At 40.1% G+C, this 23273-nt stretch carries 8 protein-coding genes; 3 read left to right on the forward strand and 5 right to left on the reverse strand.

Going from position 1 to position 23273, the window contains the following annotated elements:
* Positions 1-50: 50 nt before the first annotated feature.
* The 3 genes from LVD15_RS25620 to LVD15_RS25630 form a co-directional block, all read right to left on the reverse strand.
* Positions 51-12524, reverse strand: a complete 12474-nt coding sequence (locus tag LVD15_RS25620; RefSeq protein WP_233778030.1) for a T9SS type B sorting domain-containing protein — start codon at positions 12522-12524, stop codon at positions 51-53.
* An 8-nt stretch (positions 12525-12532) separates the two neighbouring features.
* On the reverse strand, positions 12533-12835 hold the full coding sequence (locus LVD15_RS25625) for a hypothetical protein (protein WP_233778031.1): 303 nt from the start codon (positions 12833-12835) through the stop codon (positions 12533-12535).
* 231 nt (positions 12836-13066) lie between these two features.
* Positions 13067-13546, reverse strand: coding sequence for a hypothetical protein (locus LVD15_RS25630; RefSeq protein WP_233778032.1), 480 nt, complete (start codon positions 13544-13546; stop codon positions 13067-13069).
* 105 nt (positions 13547-13651) lie between these two features.
* Between LVD15_RS25630 and smc the strand changes: the two genes are divergently transcribed.
* Together smc and LVD15_RS25640 are read left to right on the forward strand one after the other, a co-directional pair.
* On the forward strand, positions 13652-17185 hold the full coding sequence (smc, locus tag LVD15_RS25635; RefSeq protein WP_233778033.1) for a chromosome segregation protein SMC: 3534 nt from the start codon (positions 13652-13654) through the stop codon (positions 17183-17185).
* 210 nt (positions 17186-17395) lie between these two features.
* Positions 17396-17917 carry a YfiR family protein gene (locus LVD15_RS25640; protein ID WP_233778034.1) on the forward strand — a complete coding sequence of 174 codons (522 nt, stop codon included), beginning with the start codon at positions 17396-17398 and terminating at the stop codon, positions 17915-17917.
* 26 nt (positions 17918-17943) lie between these two features.
* Here the strand turns inward: LVD15_RS25640 and LVD15_RS25645 are convergent, their stop codons facing one another.
* Positions 17944-18690, reverse strand: coding sequence for an RNA methyltransferase (locus LVD15_RS25645; RefSeq protein ID WP_233778035.1), 747 nt, complete (start codon positions 18688-18690; stop codon positions 17944-17946).
* On the opposite strand from LVD15_RS25645, the gene tamL reads away from it, so the two are divergent.
* Entirely contained in the window at positions 18662-21130 is a 2469-nt protein-coding gene (gene tamL, locus LVD15_RS25650; protein WP_233778036.1) for a translocation and assembly module lipoprotein TamL, read from the forward strand. The two genes, LVD15_RS25645 and tamL, sit on opposite strands and share 29 nt — an antisense overlap.
* Here tamL and LVD15_RS25655 read toward each other — a convergent pair.
* The gene (locus LVD15_RS25655) at positions 21127-23217 is read right to left on the reverse strand and encodes an alpha-ketoacid dehydrogenase subunit alpha/beta (RefSeq protein WP_233778037.1); all 2091 of its coding nucleotides are present in this window, start codon (positions 23215-23217) and stop codon (positions 21127-21129) included. The two genes, tamL and LVD15_RS25655, sit on opposite strands and share 4 nt — an antisense overlap.
* Positions 23218-23273: the final 56 nt, after the last annotated feature.

Consider the following 23273-nt stretch of genomic DNA (forward strand, 5'->3'; position numbering starts at 1 on the left):
TTTTTATTGTAACAATATTATTGATATAACTTCATTCTTTTAAATAAGCTCTATGGATGTCCTCGGATAACTTCTACCCAGCCGGTATACAGTTCACCATCAATATCCAATTTATAAAAGTAAACTCCATCTGGTGTATCCTCAGCCTCCCAGTCATTTCGATAGTCACTCGTCTGATAAATTACATTACCCCATCTATTAGTAATTACCAGTTCAGCTTCAACATCAGAAGGAATGTTTCTTACATAGAAGGTCGGGTTTAATGCATCTCCATTAGGAGTAAATATATTCGGAACAAAGACATCTGTATTCATAGGCACCCTCGCTACCAGTTCTATTATACAACCCAAACTATCAGTAACCTCTACAAGGTATCTACCCGCTGGAATATCCTCATAAACCATCTCATACTGGAAGTTATCGTTAATAGGAACTTCTTCATAATTAGTCACAAAACTTTGTCCCGGAACTGCTGCTGAATCTAACTCAATCTGAGTCATATAACCTGGTATTCCACCTCCAAAATTAATAATCTCAAATGAGCCTGTATATCTCTCAGGTAAGGACTCTGTAACTTCCCCAATCTGAGCAGTCATAGGACCTGGAACAATTAAGTTAACCGGATCAGATTTCATAGTACAAGTGATATCCTCTTGTTCTAAAATCAACACATATTCACTAGCCCCATTCAAGAAAGCAGGTCTCATAATTGGATTAGCTTCGCCTGTTATATCACTTACTGTTAACGTATATGGGCTAACAACCTCTTCCGTTACCTGACGATTATATATTCTTAAAGTATATTCTAAGGCCGAATTTCCTTTAATATCATAAAGAACCAGATTCTTAGTTCCATCCTCATTACATTCTAAAGTATATTCAAAGTCCACTACTTGAGGACCTCCAATCGTGTACGATTTCTTATTAGGACAGAACTGATTATTTGCAGGGTCTATAGTTACATTGTATGTACCTGCACTCAAAGTATCCATATTAACACCTCTGCCAGTATATTCATTCTCCTGATAAAAAATTTCAGACTCATCCTCTCCAAGTGTTACAATTAACACATAAGGCCCAGGTACATCTCCTCTATTTCCTACACTGAAGGCGATACTTCCATTTTTACCCTCTCCAGCACAACTTGCATTACCAGGCAATCCATCATCCTTTATATCAACCTGACCTGGAGCCGTAATCTCAACATCTTCACTAACAACACAACCTGATTCATCTCTAACAAATACTGTATAGTTACCAGGAGATAGGCTTTCAGCACCAAACAAAGGACTGCCTAACTGAAGTGTGCCATAACTGCTTGGCGTAACTCCATTAGTTACCGCCACTTCCCATTGTCCTGATGGGTTGCTACCCCCTGTTGGAGTGGATTCTATAGTTATATATCCATCACTATTCTCACAATCTGATACCGGATGAGAGGTAGATACAAATTGAATTTCATCGTGTTGATTTCCTATCACTACCGTTATAGAGGCATTACAAGGATCTGACTGACTCCTTCTTACTGCAATTACCTGCTCAAAAGATGGTGCTGGTCCTACTGGTATTGAGATTTGCTGTCCAGCAACAAAGGATGTCCAATTAAATCCATCAAGAGACCATTGTAAGACATTGCCCGTTTCACCCGGTACATCAAGGTTTAATTGACCTTCATCTCCATAACAGTCTGCATTCATAATGTTGGTTGCCACTGGCACTCCTACAGTTCCTGATTGATCAATAGTTACTTGTCCTTCTTTAATACAAGATGCATCTCCATATTGTATAGAATAGTTATATATACCAATAGGTAGATTATCAAATTGAGGATCATTAACATTGGTTCTTGATTCAGGACCCGAAATTGTAATAATCACCCCTGTATTATTCACCAACGGCGTTGCTGGAGATATATCGAAAAAGATTGAACCATCAGAATTAGTACAAGTTGCAGGTGAGGTTGTAGGCGTAATTCTTACAGTTGCACATTCGCCGCCACCTCCGCCAGAACATCCAGAAGGCTCAGTAACTGTATAGTTAGTAGCTGCAGAACAACCACTATTAATATCATTAACAAATACAGTGTACGTTCCTGGGTCATCAAGGCTTGCTATATCTTCTGTTGTACTAGCAAATCCGTTAGGTCCAACCCATGAATAAGTAAAATTGCCACTACCCCCTGTTACGGTTAAATTAACAAAACCTTCGCTTCCCCCGCATGTGGTAATATTACCACCAGCGACATTCAATGTGAAATTTACAGGGTCACTCAAATTAACGTCAACATCCTGAGTTGAAGTACAAGCACCTACAGTAATACTCAAATCATTATAGACTCCTGCAGGTAAACCTGAAATAGTAGCTTCACTACTTGTTACTGTGACATTATTAAAGGTCCCAGCTGCATAGTTAATGGTATAAATTCCGTCAGGTACATTTGTAAATGACAATGTTATACTTCCATCTGATGCACCACAAGAACTCGGTCCATTACTCGAGCTTAAAGTAATACCTACTCCAGGGTTAGAATTTACATTTATGCTTGCTGTACCTGTACATCCTGTATTATCATCAGTTACAGTAACTTCATAGATACCAGGTGCTAAGCCTGCAATATCTTCTACGGTTGCGCTAAAGCTAGGGCCTGTCCACTCATAGCTATAGTTGCCGCTACCATCAGTGACTGTGATATCTATAGCGCCATCGAATGGAGCTGAACAACTTGTATTTGCTGTTACTGTGCTAGTTATCGTTAAGCTTGGTGAGTTATCAATCACTGAAATGCTCGCAAAACCAGTACAGCCTGTGTCATTATCCGTTACCGTGATTTCATAGTCCCCACCTGCTAGGCCTGAGATATCTTCATCTGTAGAGCTAAAGCTATCGCCTGTCCAAGCATAGCTATAGTTGCCACTGCCATCAGTGACTGAGATATCTATAGCACCATCGAATGGAGCTGAACAACTTGTATTTGGGGTTACTGTGCTAGTTATCGTTAAGCTTGGTGAGTTATCAATCACTGAAATGCTCGCAAAACCAGTACAGCCTGTGTCATTATCCGTTACCGTGATTTCATAGTCACCACCTGCTAGGCCTGAGATATCTTCATCTGTAGAGCTAAAGCTATCGCCTGTCCACTCATAGCTATAGTTGCCGCTGCCATCGGTGACTGTGATATCTATAGCACCATCGAATGGAGCTGAACAACTTGTATTTGGGGTTACTGTGCTAGTTATCGTTAAGCTTGGTGAGTTATCAATCACTGAAATGCTCGCAAAACCAGTACAGCCTGTGTCATTATCAGTTACCGTGATTTCATAGTCACCACCTGCTAAGCCTGAGATATCTTCATCTGTAGAGCTAAAGCTATCGCCTATCCAAGCATAGCTATAGTTGCCACTGCCATCGGTGACTGTGATATCTATAGCACCATCGAATGGAGCTGAACAGCTCGTATTTGGGGTTACTGTGCTAGTTATAGTTAAGCTTGGTGAGTTATCAAGCACTGCTATGCTGGCAAAACCAGTACAGCCTGTGTCATTATCAGTTACCGTGATTTCATAGTCACCACCTGCTAGGCCTGAGATATCTTCATCTGTAGAGCTAAAGCTATCGCCTATCCACTCATAGCTATAGTTGCCGCTACCATCAGTGACTGTGATATCTATAGCACCATCGAATGGAGCTGAACAGCTTGTATTTGGTGTTACTGTACTAGTTATTGTTAAGCTTGGTGAGTTATCAATCACTGCTATGCTAGCAAAACCAGTACAGCCCGTGTCATTATCCGTTACCGTGATTTCATAGTCACCACCTGCTAGGCCTGAGATATCTTCATCTGTAGAGCTAAAACTATCGCCTGTCCACTCATAGCTATAGTTGCCGCTACCATCAGTGACTGTGATATCTATAGCGCCATCGAATGGAGCTGAACAACTTGTATTTGCTGTTACTGTGCTAGTTATCGTTAAGCTTGGTGAGTTATCAATCACTGAAATGCTCGCAAAACCAGTACAGCCTGTGTCATTATCCGTTACCGTGATTTCATAGTCCCCACCTGCTAGGCCTGAGATATCTTCATCTGTAGAGCTAAAGCTATCGCCTGTCCAAGCATAGCTATAGTTGCCACTGCCATCAGTGACTGTGATATCTATAGCACCATCGAATGGAGCTGAACAACTTGTATTTGGGGTTACTGTGCTAGTTATCGTTAAGCTTGGTGAGTTATCAATCACTGAAATGCTCGCAAAACCAGTACAGCCTGTGTCATTATCCGTTACCGTGATTTCATAGTCACCACCTGCTAGGCCTGAGATATCTTCATCTGTAGAGCTAAAGCTATCGCCTGTCCACTCATAGCTATAGTTGCCGCTGCCATCGGTGACTGTGATATCTATAGCACCATCGAATGGAGCTGAACAACTTGTATTTGGGGTTACTGTGCTAGTTATCGTTAAGCTTGGTGAGTTATCAATCACTGAAATGCTCGCAAAACCAGTACAGCCTGTGTCATTATCAGTTACCGTGATTTCATAGTCACCACCTGCTAAGCCTGAGATATCTTCATCTGTAGAGCTAAAGCTATCGCCTATCCAAGCATAGCTATAGTTGCCACTGCCATCGGTGACTGTGATATCTATAGCACCATCGAATGGAGCTGAACAGCTCGTATTTGGGGTTACTGTGCTAGTTATAGTTAAGCTTGGTGAGTTATCAAGCACTGCTATGCTGGCAAAACCAGTACAGCCTGTGTCATTATCAGTTACCGTGATTTCATAGTCCCCACCTGCTAGCCCTGAGATATCTTCATCTGTAGAGCTAAAGCTATCGCCTATCCACTCATAGCTATAGTTGCCGCTACCATCAGTGACTGTGATATCTATAGCACCATCGAATGGAGCTGAACAGCTTGTATTTGGTGTTACTGTACTAGTTATTGTTAAGCTTGGTGAGTTATCAATCACTGCTATGCTAGCAAAACCAGTACAGCCCGTGTCATTATCCGTTACCGTGATTTCATAGTCACCACCTGCTAGGCCTGAGATATCTTCATCTGTAGAACTAAAGCTATCGCCTATCCACTCATAGCTATAATTGCCACTGCCATCAGTGACTGTGATATCTATAGCACCATCGAAGGGTGTTGAACAACTTGTATTTGGGGTTACTGTGCTAGTTATTGTTAAGCTTGGTGAGTTATCAAGCACTGCTATGCTAGCAAAACCAGTACAGCCTGTGTCATTATCAGTTACCGTGATTTCATAGTCACCGCCTGCAAGACCTGAGATATCTTCATCTGTAGAGCTAAAGCTATCGCCTATCCAAGCATAGCTATAGTTGCCACTGCCATCGGTAACCGTGATATCTATAGCACCATCGAAGGGTGTTGAACAACTTGTATTTGGTGTTACTGAGCTAGTTATAGTTAAGCTTGGTGAGTTATCAAGCACTGCTATGCTAGCAAAACCAGTACAGCCTGTGTCATTATCAGTTACCGTGATTTCATAATCGCCACCTGCTAGGCCTGAGATATCTTCATCTGTAGAGCTAAAGCTATCGCCTATCCAAGCATAGCTATAGTTGCCACTGCCATCGGTAACCGTGATATCTATAGCACCATCGAATGGTGTTGAACAACTTGTATTTGGTGTTACTGTACTAGTTATAGTTAAGCTTGGTGCTTCATCTAGCACTTCGATGCTCGCTGTTCCTGTACAGCCACTATTATCATCCGTAACAACAACTTCATAAGTACCTGGTGCTAAATCTGTTATATTAGCAGTGCTGGCACTAAAGCTAGATGGGCCTGTCCATGAGTAGCTATAACTGCCGCTGCCGTCCGATACCGTAAGCTCGATATCGCCGTTATAAGGATCTACACAATTGGTATTACTCTCTACGACACTGGTAAGCGTTAGCGTTGGTGCTTCATCTAGCACTTCGATACTAGCTGTTCCTGTACAGCCACTATTATCATCCGTAACAACAACTTCATAAGTACCTGGTGCTAAATCTGTTATATTAGCAGTGCTGGCACTAAAGCTTGATGGGCCTGTCCATGAGTAGCTATAACTGCCACTGCCGTCTGATACCGTAAGCTCGATATCGCCGTTATAAGGATCTACACAATTGGTATTACTCTCTACGACACTGGTAAGCGTTAGCGTTGGTGCTTCATCTAGCACTTCGATGCTCGCTGTTCCTGTACAGCCACTATTATCATCCGTAACAACAACTTCATAAGTGCCTGGTGCTAAATCTGTTATATTAGCAATGCTGGCACTAAAGCTTGATGGGCCTGTCCATGCGTAGCTATAACTGCCACTGCCGTCTGATACCGTAAGCTCGATATCGCCGTTATAAGGATCTACACAATTGGTATTACTCTCTACGACACTGGTGAGCGTTAGTGTTGGTGCTTCATCTAACACTTCGATACTCGCTGTTTCTGTACAGCCACTATTATCATCCGTAACAACAACTTCATAAGTACCTGGTGCTAAATCTGTTATATTGGCTGTACTAGCACTAAAGCTAGATGGGCCTGTCCATGAGTAGCTATAACTGCCACTGCCGTCTGATACCGTAAGCTCGATATCGCCGTTATAAGGATCTACACAATTGGTATTACTCTCTACGACACTGGTGAGCGTTAGTGTTGGTGCTTCATCTAGTACTTCGATGCTCGCTGTTCCTGTACAGCCACTATTATCATCCGTAACAACAACTTCATAAGTACCTGGTGCTAAATCTGTTATATTGGCTGTACTAGCACTAAAGCTAGATGGGCCTGTCCATGAGTAGCTATAACTGCCACTGCCGTCTGATACCGTAAGCTCGATATCGCCGTTATAAGGATCTACACAATTGGTATTACTCTCTACGACACTGGTGAGCGTTAGTGTTGGTGCTTCATCTAGTACTTCGATGCTCGCTGTTCCTTCACAACCACTATTATCATCCGTAACAACAACTTCATAAGTGCCTGGTGCTAAATCTGTTATATTAGCGGTACTGGCACTAAAGCTAGATGGGCCTGTCCATGAGTAGCTATAACTGCCACTGCCGTCTGATACCGTAAGCTCGATATCGCCGTTATAAGGATCTACACAATTGGTATTACTCTCTACGACACTGGTGAGCGTTAGTGTTGGTGCTTCATCTAGTACTTCGATGCTCGCTGTTCCTTCACAACCACTATTATCATCCGTAACAACAACTTCATAAGTGCCTGGTGCTAAATCTGTTATATTAGCGGTACTGGCACTAAAGCTAGATGGGCCTGTCCATGAGTAGCTATAACTGCCACTGCCGTCTGATACCGTAAGCTCGATATCGCCGTTATAAGGATCTACACAATTGGTATTACTCTCTACGACACTGGTGAGCGTTAGTGTTGGTGCTTCATCTAGTACTTCGATGCTCGCTGTTCCTTCACAACCACTATTATCATCCGTAACAACAACTTCATAAGTGCCTGGTGCTAAATCTGTTATATTAGCGGTATTGGCACTAAAGCTAGATGGGCCTGTCCATGAGTAGCTATAACTGCCGCTGCCATCTGATACCGTAAGCTCGATATCGCCGTTATAAGGATCTACACAATTGGTATTACTCTCTACGACACTGGTGAGCGTTAGCGTGGGTGCTTCATCTAGTACTTCGATGCTCGCTGTTCCTTCACAACCACTATTATCATCCGTAACAACAACTTCATAAGTGCCTGGTGCTAAATCTGTTATATTAGCGGTATTGGCACTAAAGCTAGATGGGCCTGTCCATGAGTAGCTATAACTGCCGCTGCCATCTGATACCGTAAGCTCGATATCGCCGTTATAAGGATCTACACAATTGGTATTACTCTCTACGACACTGGTGAGCGTTAGCGTGGGTGCTTCATCTAGTACTTCGATGCTCGCTGTTCCTTCACAACCACTATTATCATCCGTAACAACAACTTCATAAGTGCCTGGTGCTAAATCTGTTATATTAGCGGTATTGGCACTAAAGCTAGATGGGCCTGTCCATGAGTAGCTATAACTGCCGCTGCCATCTGATACCGTAAGCTCGATATCGCCGTTATAAGGATCTACACAATTGGTATTACTCTCTACGACACTGGTGAGCGTTAGCGTGGGTGCTTCATCTAGTACTTCGATGCTCGCTGTTCCTTCACAACCACTATTATCATCCGTAACAACAACTTCATAAGTGCCTGGTGCTAAATCTGTTATATTAGCAGTGCTGGCACTAAAGCTAGATGGGCCTGTCCATGAGTAGCTATAACTGCCGCTGCCATCTGATACCGTAAGCTCGATATCGCCGTTATAAGGATCTACACAATTGGTATTACTCTCTACGACACTGGTGAGCGTTAGCGTTGGTGCTTCATCTAGCACTTCGATGCTCGCTGTTCCTTCACAACCACTATTATCATCCGTAACAACAACTTCATAAGTACCTGGTGCTAAATCTGTTATATTAGCTGTATTAGCGCTAAAGCTTGATGGGCCTGTCCATGAGTAGCTATAACTGCCACTGCCATCTGATACCGTAAGCTCGATATCGCCGTTATAAGGATCTACACAATTGGTATTACTCTCTACGACACTGGTGAGCGTTAGCGTGGGTGCTTCATCTAGTACTTCGATGCTCGCTGTTCCTTCACAACCACTATTATCATCCGTAACAACAACATCATAAGTACCTGGTGCTAAATCTGTTATATTAGCGGTACTGGCACTAAAGCTAGATGGGCCTGTCCATGAGTAGCTATAACTGCCACTGCCATCTGATACCGTAAGCTCGATATCGCCGTTATAAGGATCTACACAATTGGTATTACTCTCTACGACACTGGTGAGCGTTAGCGTGGGTGCTTCATCTAGTACTTCGATGCTCGCTGTTCCTTCACAACCACTATTATCATCCGTAACAACAACATCATAAGTGCCTGGTGCTAAATCTGTTATATTAGCGGTACTGGCACTAAAGCTAGATGGGCCTGTCCATGAGTAGCTATAACTGCCACTGCCATCTGATACCGTAAGCTCAATATCGCCGTTATAAGGATCTACACAATTGGTATTACTCTCTACGACGCTGGTGAGCGTTAGCGTGGGTGCTTCATCTAGCACTTCTATGCTCGCTGTTTCTTCACATCCAGAAATATTATCAGTTACCGTTACTTCGTAAGTGCCTGCATCTAATTCTGTTAAGTCTTCTGTGCTAGCAGTAAAACTACCTGGGCCTGTCCATGAATAGCTATAATCACCGCTGCCGGCGGTAACCGTGATGTCGATCTCGCCATTATAAGGAGTAACACAATTTGTATTATCTTCTACCGCACTGCTTATTAATGGTGTTACTGTGGCATCTTGTACTTCTATGCTCGCTGTTTCTTCACATCCAGAAATGTTATCGGTTACAGTTACTTCGTAAGTGCCTGCATCTAATTCTGTTAAGTCTTCTGTGCTAGCAGTAAAACTACCTGGGCCTGTCCATGAATAGCTATAATCACCGCTGCCGGCGGTAACCGTGATGTCGATCTCGCCATTATAAGGAGTAACACAATTTGTATTATCTTCTACTGCACTGCTTATTAATGGTGTTACTGTGGCATCTTGTACTTCTATACTTGCTGTTTCTTCACAGCCAGAAATGTTATCGGTTACAGTTACTTCGTAAGTGCCTGCATCTAATTCTGTTAAGTCTTCTGTGCTAGCAGTAAAACTACCTGGGCCTGTCCATGAATAGCTATAATCACCGCTGCCGGCGGTAACCGTGATGTCGATCTCGCCATTATAAGGAGTAACACAATTTGTATTATCTTCTACTGCACTGCTTATTAATGGTGTTACTGTGGCATCTTGTACTTCTATGCTCGCTGTTTCTTCACAGCCAGAAATGTTATCGGTTACCGTTACTTCGTAAGTACCTGCATCTAATTCGGTTAAGTCTTCTGTGCTAGCGGTAAAACTACCTGGGCCTGTCCATGAATAGCTATAATCACCGCTGCCGGCGGTAACCGTGATGTCGATCTCTCCATTATAAGGAGTAACACAATTTGTATTATCTTCTACCGCACTGCTTATTACTGGTGTTACTGTGGCATCTTGTACTTCTATACTTGCTGTTTCTTCACAGCCAGAAATGTTATCGGTTACAGTTACTTCGTAAGTACCTGCATCTAATTCTGTTAAGTCTTCTGTGCTAGCGGTAAAACTACCTGGGCCTGTCCATGAATAGCTATAATCGCCGCTGCCGGCGGTAACCGTGATGTCGATCTCTCCATTATAAGGAGTAACACAATTTGTATTATCTTCTACCGCACTGCTTATTACTGGTGTTACTGTGGCATCTTGTACTTCTATGCTTGCTGTTTCTTCACAGCCAGAAATGTTATCGGTTACAGTTACTTCGTAAGTGCCTGCATCTAATTCTGTTAAGTCTTCTGTGCTAGCAGTAAAACTACCTGGGCCTGTCCATGAATAGCTATAATCACCGCTGCCGGCGGTAACCGTGATGTCGATCTCTCCATTATAAGGAGTAACACAATTTGTATTATCTTCTACCGCACTGCTTATTACTGGTGTTACTGTGGCATCTTGTACTTCTATGCTCGCTGTTTCTTCACATCCAGAAATATTATCAGTTACAGTTACTTCGTAAGTGCCTGCATCTAATTCTGTTAAGTCTTCTGTGCTAGCGGTAAAACTACCTGGGCCTGTCCATGAATAGCTGTAATCACCGCTGCCGGCGGTAACCGTGATGTCGATCTCTCCATTATAAGGAGTAACACAATTTGTATTATCTTCTACCGCACTGCTTATTACTGGTGTCACTGTTGCATCTTGTACTTCTATGCTCGCTGTTTCTTCACATCCAGAAATGTTATCGGTTACAGTTACTTCGTAAGTGCCTGCGTTTAATTCGGTTAAGTCTTCTGTACTAGCGGTAAAACTACCTGGGCCTGTCCATGAATAGCTATAATCGCCGCTGCCGGCGGTAACCGTGATGTCGATCTCTCCATTATAAGGAGTAACACAATTTGTATTATCTTCTACCGCACTGCTTATTACTGGTGTTACTGTGGCATCTTGTACTTCTATGCTCGCTGTTTCTTCACATCCAGAAATATTATCAGTTACAGTTACTTCGTAAGTGCCTGCATCTAATTCTGTTAAGTCTTCTGTGCTAGCGGTAAAACTACCTGGGCCTGTCCATGAATAGCTGTAATCACCGCTGCCGGCGGTAACCGTGATGTCGATCTCTCCATTATAAGGAGTAACACAATTTGTATTATCTTCTACCGCACTGCTTATTGTAGGATCAACAGCATCATCTAACACTTCAATAGTGGTTGTTTCAATACAACCTGAACCATTATCTGTAACTTCAAGCTGATAAGAACCTGGTTCAAGTGCTGATATATTTTGATCAGTTGAGGCAAAGCTATTTGGACCACTCCAAGCATAACTATAAGGCCCTACTCCTCCAGTTACTGTTACCTGAATACTTCCATCATAAGGTAATAAACAACGTTCATTATTATCAACCACAGGAGTTATAACCAAATCAACCACATCTACTGTGACACTGCCATTCATATCTACTATAGGGCAGTTATTATTTTGAGCCTGTACTGTCAGAACGTCTCCATCACTAAAGCTTCCTGAAGGAATAGTTAATGAAATTGCCCCGCCCGTACCAGTAACAGTAGAACTTGCTACTGGTGAACCATTTACATTTACAGTATATTCTACCGTTTCGGGAGCAGGAGGTGTCTCACTTCCATCCAAATCTATGGTAACATCATCTCCAATACACACTTCTAATGGGGAGAGTGTTGTTATATTATAAATGTTTGATGATGGATCGGTTAACTCAATTCCTGATGATGCTCCTGAGCATGATGAGTAAGAATCCTCAACATTTATGGTATATGATCCACCTGAAAGACCAGATAGAGAAACTACGGATTCCCCATCAACGGTGAGCGTGTTAGAATAACCAGTAGAAGAAGTCACTAAAACATCAAATAGGCCATTTCCTGCGCCTAAATCTCTGGATCCTCCACTAATTGAAAAATCAATTTGCCCATTGGGGCTAATACATGAATTATTATCAGATTTTGAGTCTACGGTTATGGTTATTGGTGAAAGTCCAACCAAAAATACTCCACCACCAGGCGCCAATTCATCTATTTGATTCGAAGCATCTTGCAATGCAAAGCGATAATTTCCACTTGGCAACCCTGCACCTGAATTATCAAAGGTATATGAATCACCCACAGCAATGGTCTGAGTTGAGCCTAAAATTACTGGGCCAAAAATGAATAACAGATCCGCACTTGGACCATCTGCCGCAAGCACCGTAAATGTAATATCTCCGTTGTTTAATCCATCACAAGGGTTGGAAACAAATACTTCTACTTCTAAATCTCCATTAGTAAAAGTGTTATTTTGAGCACTAGCGAAACTAGTACTAAAAAGTAACAGGAAGACTAAAAAAAAATACCTCATCCTTAATCTCATTTAATTTTGAATTCTCCCCTCTTCCAACACCCTTTATCGGAGTATATAAAATACTTATAATCACCGACTGACAAATTTTGAATTTTCGATTTCCCTTCTGAAACAGGCTTACTATCCTTATCATATATAAAATAAGATATCTTCCCTGCAGTGCTAGAAACCTTAAACTCAACAGATTTTTTCTCGACTTCCACTTCAACCTTGAAATTATCACAATCAGAAATTTCTGTAAAAGAAAAACTAAATACAGCCCCCATCAAAAGGAGTATTACCAAGGAATATCTAATAATATTATTCATTTAATGAGATTTCAAAAGTTGTCAATACATATATATACATATAAAAAATAATGTAACCAGCGTTACAACAATATTTGGGCAATGATGAAAATTAGGAACATCACTTTACTAAAAAATTACCTTCTGAAGGTGCCAATATAATTAAAGCCTCAATAATATATAATAAAAATGCTCAATTTCCGTTGTTAGAAACTGAGCTACATCTTGTAATTTATATTTTATGAAAAAATATTAGTACTTTCTATTGAGAATCTCACTTAAGATGACAGCTTTACGCGCACCATTTGGATCCTTCAAACTCTGTAATATATCATTGGCTACTGAGTTTTCTTCTTTCTGATCGTACTCTTTAAAATATTGTGATTTGGTGGGAATATCTTCTAAATCAACTTGCTCGTCTAAGGTCTTCAGGTTCTTCGCTTCGTTTACTGACTTTCGGTAAGTTTCTTCTACCCTCTCTTCTTCTTCAAAATCAAAATCATCAAATTCTGCTTCAAAGGTTTTACTTGGAGATGGCTGCGAAGAAGTAGTTTCACCAGTAAACTCTCTTAAAAGCTCTTCAAAAGTTTTAGTTTTTTCCACGTTTTGAGAAGCCGGCCTTTCTGCTGTTCTTTTAGGAGCTTTTGATTTATCCTTTTTACTAGACTTTAAAACTCTACTGATGATTGCGATAGCAACAAAAACGATGTAAATAAGTATTTCCTTATCCATAGTGTTAACAAATTTATAATATTTAATTTTAAATTTGCTGTCTTTGCCCCTAATTATAAATCAACAATACGGGGCGATACCTATAAGTATTTAAAATAGAGATACATGCAACTTTCCAAACTGGAGATCAAGGGCTTTAAAAGTTTTGGCGATAAAGTAACAATTAACTTTGATGAGGGAATTACAGGAATTGTAGGACCTAATGGTTGTGGTAAATCTAATATCGTGGACTCTATACGATGGGTACTGGGTGAGCAAAGTAGCCGTACTCTGCGGTCAGAGAAGATGGAGAACGTTATTTTTAACGGAACCAAAAAGCGTAAGCCTACTCAGCTGGCAGAAGTATCACTCACTTTTAATAATACAAAGAATCTACTTCCTACAGAATATTCACAAGTATCTATCACCAGGCGTTATTACAGGTCAGGGGAAAGCGAATACTTACTTAATGGTGTAACTTGTAGGCTCAAAGATATCACCAACCTCTTTTTAGATACTGGTATTGCTTCTAATAGCTATGCCATTATAGAATTAAAAATGGTAGATGATATTCTTAATGACAAGGACAACTCGCGAAGAGGACTTTTTGAAGAAGCAGCCGGAATTTCCAAATTCAAAAAAAGGAAGAAAGAGACCTTAAAAAAACTTCAGGATACTGATGCTGACCTGGAAAGAGTAGAAGATCTCCTTTATGAGATCGAAAAGAACATGAAGTCTTTAGAAAGACAGGCCAAGCAGACTGAAAAGTACTATCAACTTAAAGAAGAATATAAATCATTAAGTATTTTACTGGCACGGCTCACTATTAATAAATTTAGTGAGAACTATAAGAATTTAGGCAAACGAATCGAAGCCGAAAATGATAAAAAGCTAAGCCTTAACAAGCAAGTAAGTGAAAAAGAAGCCAGCCTGGAGAAATCTAAGGCTGACATGATTCTCAAAGAAAAGGCACTTTCATCAAGGCAAAAAGCACTTAATGAGCATGTAAATAAAATTAGGCAATACGAAAGTGAGAAAAAGATAAAAAATGAGCGTTTACGCTTTCTTAATGACAAATCTGACTCACTTAAAGACCAAATAGAGCAAGACCGAAAGAGTAATGAACGTGCCAAATTCAGCCTTGAAAGCCTTACACAGGAAAAAAATGCGGCTCAGAAGATCTTAGCAGAGATAGAAGTAAAACTCGGCGGTTTAAAAGAAGAGTATGAAATTCAAAAAAGGAAAACCGCTCAAATTCAGGAAGAGGTAGATACGCTCCGAAAATCTCAGAAGAGTAAGCAAGAAGAGATGTATCAACTTAAAAAATCTGTTGAAATTAAAGAACTTCAGCTTAGCTCCCTAAAACAAGAACTTGAAAAAACCGCTAGTGATACTAATCAACAAAGTGCCAGCTTAGTTGAATTTGATCAAAAAGTCTCTGCTTTATCAGAACAGCTTAGTGTAAAGGATAAAGAACAGCAAAGATTACAGGCAGAAGAAACTGATCTTCAGAACAGAATTGAGTCTACCGAAAAAACTATTGAGGTTATCAGGGAGGAAGTAACACAGACCAACCGAAAGCTAGATGCCAGACAGAATGAATACAACCTCACAAAATCTCTGGTAGAAAGTCTGGAGGGTTTTCCTGAAGCCATTAAATTTTTAAAGAAAAAAGCAGGCTGGAACAAGAATGCCCCTCTCCTATCAGACATACTCACCTGTGATGATAAATATAGGGTAACCATAGAAAATTATCTGGAGCCCTACCTGAACTATTACATAGTAGAGAAAGAAGAAGATGCTTATGAAGCCATCAATATTTTAAGTGAAGCCGCCAGAGGTAAAGCACACTTTTTTATCCTGGAGTCCTTTGAAGACTTTACTCCTTCTAACACTACTCTTTATGACAATGCCTTCCCGGCTACTAACATCATGGAATATGACAGCAAGTACAGAAAGCTGATGAGTCATATATTAGATAGGGTGTACATTCTGGAAGGAGATTACAAGAACATACCAAAAAATGATGAAAATATCTTCATCACGCAAAGTGGTAAAGTCACCAGAAGGCGTTTCAGTATTTCCGGAGGTTCTGTAGGTCTATTTGAAGGTAAAAAGATAGGGCGAGCTAAAAACCTGGAGAAATTAGATAAAGAAATAAAGGAGCTCACAAAAAGACTGGATGAGGTACAGCAAAGCCTTAAAGACAAACAAAAAGAACTTGAACAGTTTAAGCTCAGCACCAAAAAAACCGACATTGAAGAGTTAAGGGAAGAGATTAAACTTATCAATGAAGAGTATATCTCTATAAAAACTAAGCAAGAGCAGTTTAGCAAAATGCTTTCTGACGCAGATATGCGAAAAGAAGATATCCTTGAAAAAATAGAGGAGCTTACTGAGCAAATAGCTGAAGACAAGCCCAGAGCTGAAAATGAAGAGAAGGCGCAACTTGAAAAAGAAGTGAAATTAAATGACCTCTCTTTAGAACTGCAAGAGGAAAATGAAATTCTAACAGAGAAATCCTCTGCTTTCAATGAGCAAAACATCTCTTTTCACCAGCAGGAGAACCGAGTTAGAAGTCTGGAACAAGAGATCGAATACAAAACAGATACCTTTGAAAATAGTAAAGCCAGAATAGAGAAAAATCAGCTGGAGTTAAAAGAGAATGAATCTGAAATCAGACAACTGTTAGATAAAGCTGAGACCAATGATGATGAGTTGGTATCTATGTACGAAGAAAAAGAAAGCATAGAAGCTGGTGTAAATGAAGCCGAAAGAGAATACTATAATGTAAGAGGGCAAATAGATGAAGTTGATAAGTCAGTAAGAGAAGTTCAGAGGAATAAAGAAAATATAGACACCGTGCTCATGGAGCTTCAAAATAAGCTCAATGAAACCAAGCTTGAACTCAATTCAGTAAAAGAAAGACTTTCTGTAGAGTTTAACATTAAGGTGGATGAGATAATGGATGAGGAGTCTGAAGAGCAAGTAGAAGCCAGTGAAGAGGAACTTCGAGAAAAGGTTAACAAAATAAAAGACAGGCTGGATCGTATGGGGCCTATTAACCCTATGGCCATGGAAGCCTACCAGGAAATAAAAGAAAGAAATGATTTCATTACCAGCCAGCGAGAGGATCTCTTTAATGCTAAAGAATCTCTACTGACAACTATTAGTGAAATTGATACAGTAGCCAAAGAAACCTTTATAGATGCTTACGAAAAAATAAAAGAGAACTTCGTAAAAGTATTTAGAAGCTTGTTTACTGAAGAAGATGACTGTGACCTTAAACTGAGTGATCCTGAAAATCCTCTGGAATCTAGCATCGAGATTATAGCTAAGCCAAAAGGAAAGAGACCACTTACTATTAACCAGCTTTCAGGAGGTGAAAAAACACTTACTGCTACCTCTCTTCTGTTTTCCATCTATCTACTGAAGCCGGCTCCATTCTGTATTTTTGATGAAGTTGATGCTCCTTTAGATGATGCCAATATTGATAAGTTCAACAATATTATAAAGACCTTCTCTAAAGAATCTCAATTTATAATAGTGACTCACAACAAAAGAACCATGGCCAGCACTGATGTAATCTATGGTATTACCATGATAGAACAAGGTGTCTCTCGTGTGATTCCGGTGGATTTAAGAGAACTTGCTGATTAAAATTTAGGGGTTTTCCTGTATCGTAAGTTCAGAGAGCCCCTTATACATCTTTACTCTGTCATAAAAACAGCCTATAGCACCGATAGACGAACATACAAAACACTGAAAAACAACCATTTACATTAAAAATTCATTTTCAGAATAATCCCCTATAATTTCATTCATTCTGCTTACGATATTTGAAATATCAATTTTTAAAAGCAAGAAATCATGAAATCAAAAGCCTCATTTTTTATTCTCATTGCTTATTTCCTCACTCCTTTTATGGGAGCTAGGGCTTTTGATAAAATTACTGATATTGATGATGAGCGAAAAACGAAAAGTCAATTTATACTATCTATAACTAAGTATTTGGAATGGTCAACCCCTTCTGACAACATAGTGCTAGGTATCATTTCTAATAATGATCAAATGTATAAGACTTTATCAGCATTAGCCTCATCAAGATCAACCAGTAAAAAAATAATAATTAAAAACTATACTAATATTTCAGATGTAGATGACTGTAATATTCTATTCGTCACTAAAGGAGGTGAATTAAGTGCTAATCAAATCCGACAGTTGGACATTACAGATTTGCTGGTCATTACAGAGCAGGAGGGCGAGAAAGGTAGTGCGATTAATTTAATCCATAAAGAAGGCAAATTAATGTTTGAGATTAATCGTGAAGTGGTGGATAAGACGGGGGTGAAAATGGCCAGCAAACTAATGGATTTGGCCATAGTGAAATAGAAACGTGTGGGTTAGGTTGATAGAGGTTAAAGAGGAGCGGAAAGGCTCCTCTTTACGTTATCACAAATAATTGCCGTAGCCATTGCTACATTTAAAGATTCTGCTCTACCATAAGCAGGTATGGTAATTTTAGAGGTTACCATTTTTTCGATTTCAGCTGAGATACCATGAGCTTCATTTCCCATTAACAAAATTCCTCCTTTACTAAAACTCACCTGATGCACATTTTCCCCATCTAATAAAGCCCCATAGACAGGTACCTCCACATCTGACAACACTTCCGACAAGTCCTTATACCACACATCTACCCTGGCGAAAGATCCCTTAGATGCAGAGATTACTTTAGGGTTATAAAAATCAGCTGTATTAGGAGATGCCAATACTTTAGAAATGCCATACCAATCAGCTATTCTTATTATGGTACCCAAATTACCTGGGTCATTGATATCATCCAGCGCTATTACATATTCGGATGAACTCATCGTAAACCTCTTGTCTTCTTTCATTTTGACCACTGCTAAAGCCTGGTTATTAGATTTTAATGTGCCTATTTTCTCCAGATCCTTTTCACTTGCCTCTATGATCTCAATTTCTTCAGGAATAATGGTATCTTTAATGAAATCATTAGTCGCCAGAAGCATTGTTACCTCAAAATCAGACTGTAATACCTCTTGAACACTTTTCTTTCCCTCTACTAAAAATGATTGTTCTTCCTTTCGGTATTTCTTTAATTGCAAGGATTTAATGAACTTCGCAGTTGTTTTAGATATCATAAGCTATAAGTTACGAATAAGTTTGAGGGTACATTATATTTTTATAATCATCACAGCATTTCTACTGTCAGGATGTTTGGGCTCCAAATATCTTAAAGAAGATGAAAAACTGCTCTACAAACAGAAAATAAAAAGTAGTAACCAGATAGATAAAGAAGATCTGGCTCAGCTATATGCCCAAAAGCCTAACCGACAATTTCCTATAGTTCCCTTCTCTCCTTATGTATGGTTTTATTATTATGGGCAAAACAGGTATGATGCTGATAGGTATAAGGCCAAAAGAAATGAGACCAGAATTAAATGGAATAAAAAAATAGCTAAAGCTCAGGCTAAAGAAAAATCAAAAAAGGCCAAAAAACTTGAGCGTAAAAAGCAGAAAAAGATAGCCCGAATAAACAAAACCATTCAGGAGGGTAATATTTGGATGCGCTGGGGTGAACCCATCGCTGTATATGATTCTGCGCTTTCTAGGCTAACCATGGATAGGTTTAAGTTATATCTTTACTCTAAAGGTTATTTCCAAGCCTCTGTAGACACTACCCTGAGGCTATACAATGATAAAGTCTCGATTAAATATATTATTGAAGAAGGAGAGCCTTATACTATAGACACGGTAATGCTTGAGTCTACCGATGACGCTATTACTCAACTCATTAAAAAGAATAAGGATGATAGCCAATTAAAAGTAGGTGAGAATTATGATCAAAGTAAGATTAGTGACGAAAGAGAATGGATTGATCAATTATTAAAAGATAACGGATATTTTGATTTTAGTCGTCAATACGTAGAATTCAATGTAGATACCGCATTTGGTGGAGATAAGAAAATCGCTATTGAAACGGTAATTAATGAACCTAAAAAAGGATCTCACAGGGTTTTTACTGTAGACAGCGTTAATTTCACTACAGATGCTAATGCTGCCACCACTCCATCTGATTCCTTAAGAAAGTCAGAAACCTACAATGGTACTACCTATCGTTTTTATGAAAACCTATATAATTTTAAAATCCTTAACAGAAGGGTTTTCATTAAAAAAGATAGTGTTTATAGCAAGAGCAACACCTTTACCACTCAGCGACAGCTCGCTAACCTTGATCATTTTCGGTTTATAAATATCAACTATGACTCAGCTGATGGCAAGTTAATAGCCAACATATACACCAGCCCACTGAGCCGGTATCAATGGACTAACGAAGTAGGAATAAATGTTACTCAGGGGTTTCCTGGGCCTTTTTATAATGTGTCTTTCAAAAAAAGAAATGTATTCAGAGGGCTTGAAATTCTGGAATTAAACGGCAGAGTAGGAATTGAAGGAGTAGCACCTGCAACCGAAGTACAGGAAGTCTACGCCAGCGTAGAAGCTGGGGTGAACGCCTCTTTAACCTTTCCGCAGTTCGTACTACCTTTAAGTGGCAAAGCAAAGGAACGGCTGGGTCGCCTAAACCCAAAAACAAGACTTCTTACCGGTTATACCTACACAGATCGACCTGAATATGTCAGAGAAAACATTAATATTTCCAATTCTTATTCCTGGCAATCCGAAAAGCAGACCTTATTTAACTTCACCACTACTGATATTAGCATCATTAATTCGGATTTAAGTCAGAGTTTTAGAGATACACTTATTGTGCTGGCTCAAAGAGGTAACAGACTTATAAACACTTTTAGACCATCATTTGTAAGTAGCATGAACTTCAGCACTACCTGGAATAATAACAGCTACGGAATCAATTTTGAGAACTCTTCTTTTTTCAGAATTTACCTGGAAAGTGGTGGTACCAGTCTTAATTTCATTGATCCGGGCCCAATAGAAAGGCAAGGATTAGAGTATTATAAATACATAAAATTTAGTATTGATAAACGGAAGATCAATCCTATCAATGAAAATACAACCCTGGCCTATCGAATTAATGCAGGTATAGCCAAGCCTTATAGTGAGAACCAAATATTGCCTTATGAAAAATATTTCTTTGCCGGAGGTAGTAACGGTATACGAGCATGGCGACCGAGGCGGCTGGGCCCAGGATCATTTTCTTCCATTGATTCAGTATCTAACCGGGTTACGTATAATTTTGAACAGCCTGGAGAATTGTTAATAGAAGGAAGTATAGAGCTCAGAAAGAACCTGATTGGCTTTATTGATTATGCCGCTTTTATTGATTTTGGTAATATTTGGATGATTCAGAAAGACCCTTCCAGACCTGGATCTCAATTTAAATTGGATCGATTTTACAAAGAAATAGCCGTGGGTGGTGGCCTGGGGTTACGCTTTGACTTTTCATTCCTGGTATTAAGGCTAGATGCTGGCATGAAGCTCTATGATCCCGCCAGGCCTGAAGGTAAGCGTTTCATTACATCTAGTGGGTATTATGATGAGCCCTTTACTCCTACAGCAGCAGAAGCGATTGTACTGAATATTGGTATTGGCTATCCTTTCTAATACTCTAACAACTCAGCAAGCGCTCGCTCAACTTTTGCTGCATTAGGCAACACCTGCTTTTCTAACTCCACATTTAAAGGAATAGCCGGTAAATTAGCAGCCCCGAGCAACTGTACAGGTGCATCCAAAAACTCAAAACACCTATGGCCTATTCTCCCTGCCAAAGACTCGGCAAACGAATTCATTAACGGCTCCTCGGTAAGCACAAAAGCTCTGTTATGCCTTTTCACTGCAGCTTCAATACTTTCCCAATCAATGGGATTGAGAGATCGTAAGTCCAAGATCTCTACCCTACCTTCTAAGCTACTAGCTGCAGCTTTAGCCCAATATACCCCCATTCCATATGTGATAATCACACAACTGGATTTTTCCTTAATAACATCATCTTGTGCCGTTAATACCTGTCGCGCTTTTCCTAGTGGAATAATATAGTCCTTTGATGGCTCAGCTGTCTTCGCCTCTTTGGTTCCCGGAACTTTAGACCAGTAAAGGCCTTTATGCTCTAGCATAATCACAGGATTAGGGTCGTAAAATGCGGCTTTCATTAATCCTTTCATATCAGCAGCATTAGATGGATAAACTACTTTAATTCCTCTTATGCTCAACAGTACTGACTCTATGCTTCCCGAATGGTATGGTCCACCGCCGCCATAGGCTCCGATTGGCACCCTGATCAGTGATTGTATAGGAAACTTGCCGGCTGACAAATAACAACTCTTAGACAGCTCTTCTACGAGCTGATTAATACCCGGCCATATATAATCCGCAAACTGTACTTCCACAATAGGCTTTGCTCCCACAGCAGACATCCCCGCAGTAGAACCTATAATATATGCCTCCTGAATAGGCGTGTTAAAGATCCGGTGACTACCATATTTTTGAGCTAATGTGGCCGCTTCTCTAAATACACCTCCCAATGTACCTCCTACATCCTGTCCATAAAAAAGGGCTTCAGGGTGGCTCTTCAATATTTCTTCTATGGCGTGTAATGCCGCATCTACCATTACTACTTTCTCGGCTTTATCAGGCTCTCGCTCCCCTCTTTCTTCGGTGATCTCAGTCGGTGCAAACTCATGCATATCATACGTTTGCACATCAGGATCACTAGCTTGCAATGCCTTTTGATATTCACCTGCTACATTTTCTATAGCTTTTGCCTCTAATTCTTCAAGTTCTGATAGTTCTATTCCGGTTTCTAGTAAATAATGTTTTAGCTTAAATAATGGATCCTGCTTACTATGTTTTTTCAAATCATCATCTCCTCTATACCATTCCTTTCTTACCCCAGAAGTATGATGCCCCAATAGTGGACACTTAGCATGTACCAAAATAGGCCCCTTTCTTTCTCTCACATATGAAAAGGCCTTTTGAATACCCTGATAAGAACTTACAAAGTCTGCCCCATCAACCTGTAGCCGCTCCATGCCCTTAAAGCCAGCTGCATATTCATACGCATTCATATTCCTCATTTCCTTACCTGTAGCTGATATGCCCCAATCATTATCCTGAACCAGATAAACAATAGGCAACTTTTTCAAAACCGCCATTTGCCAGGCCTCAGCCACTTCTCCTTCTGTAACCGAACCATCTCCCAGAGAGCATAATACTAATGGTCTGTTTTCATTCTCTCCCCCTACCTTTTCCAAATATTGAATACCTTGAGCCATGCCCGTAGCAGGTATAGCCTGCATACCTGTAGCAGAACTTTGGTGAGGTATCACAGGAAATCCCTTCCTCTTCAATGATGGATGTGAATAATAAGTTCTACCTTGAGAAAATGGATCATCAGCCTTGGCTAGAAGTTGTAACATTAACTCATAGGGCTGCATTCCGATACCTAAAAGAATAGATTCATCTCTATAATATAAAGAGGCATAATCATGCTCTGTAAGTTGAAACCCTGCCGCTAACTGAATGGCTTCATGACCTCTGGAAGTGCTATGCACATATTTGCTACAAACCTCCCTATTTTCATCGTACAGCTCAGCCATTCTTTTAGTAGTACACATCAGGCTGTAGGCTTTCAGTAAAACACTTTTATTGATGGTGGGCTTATCCTGAGTTATGAAAGATCGGGTTGAAGGCATAGGAATTTTTTCTTTTATTCGCTCAAGCTAACGACTGTTCGCTACAATAGCTAATT

This window comes from Fulvivirga maritima, from assembly GCF_021389955.1.
Lineage (GTDB): Bacteria > Bacteroidota > Bacteroidia > Cytophagales > Cyclobacteriaceae > Fulvivirga > Fulvivirga maritima.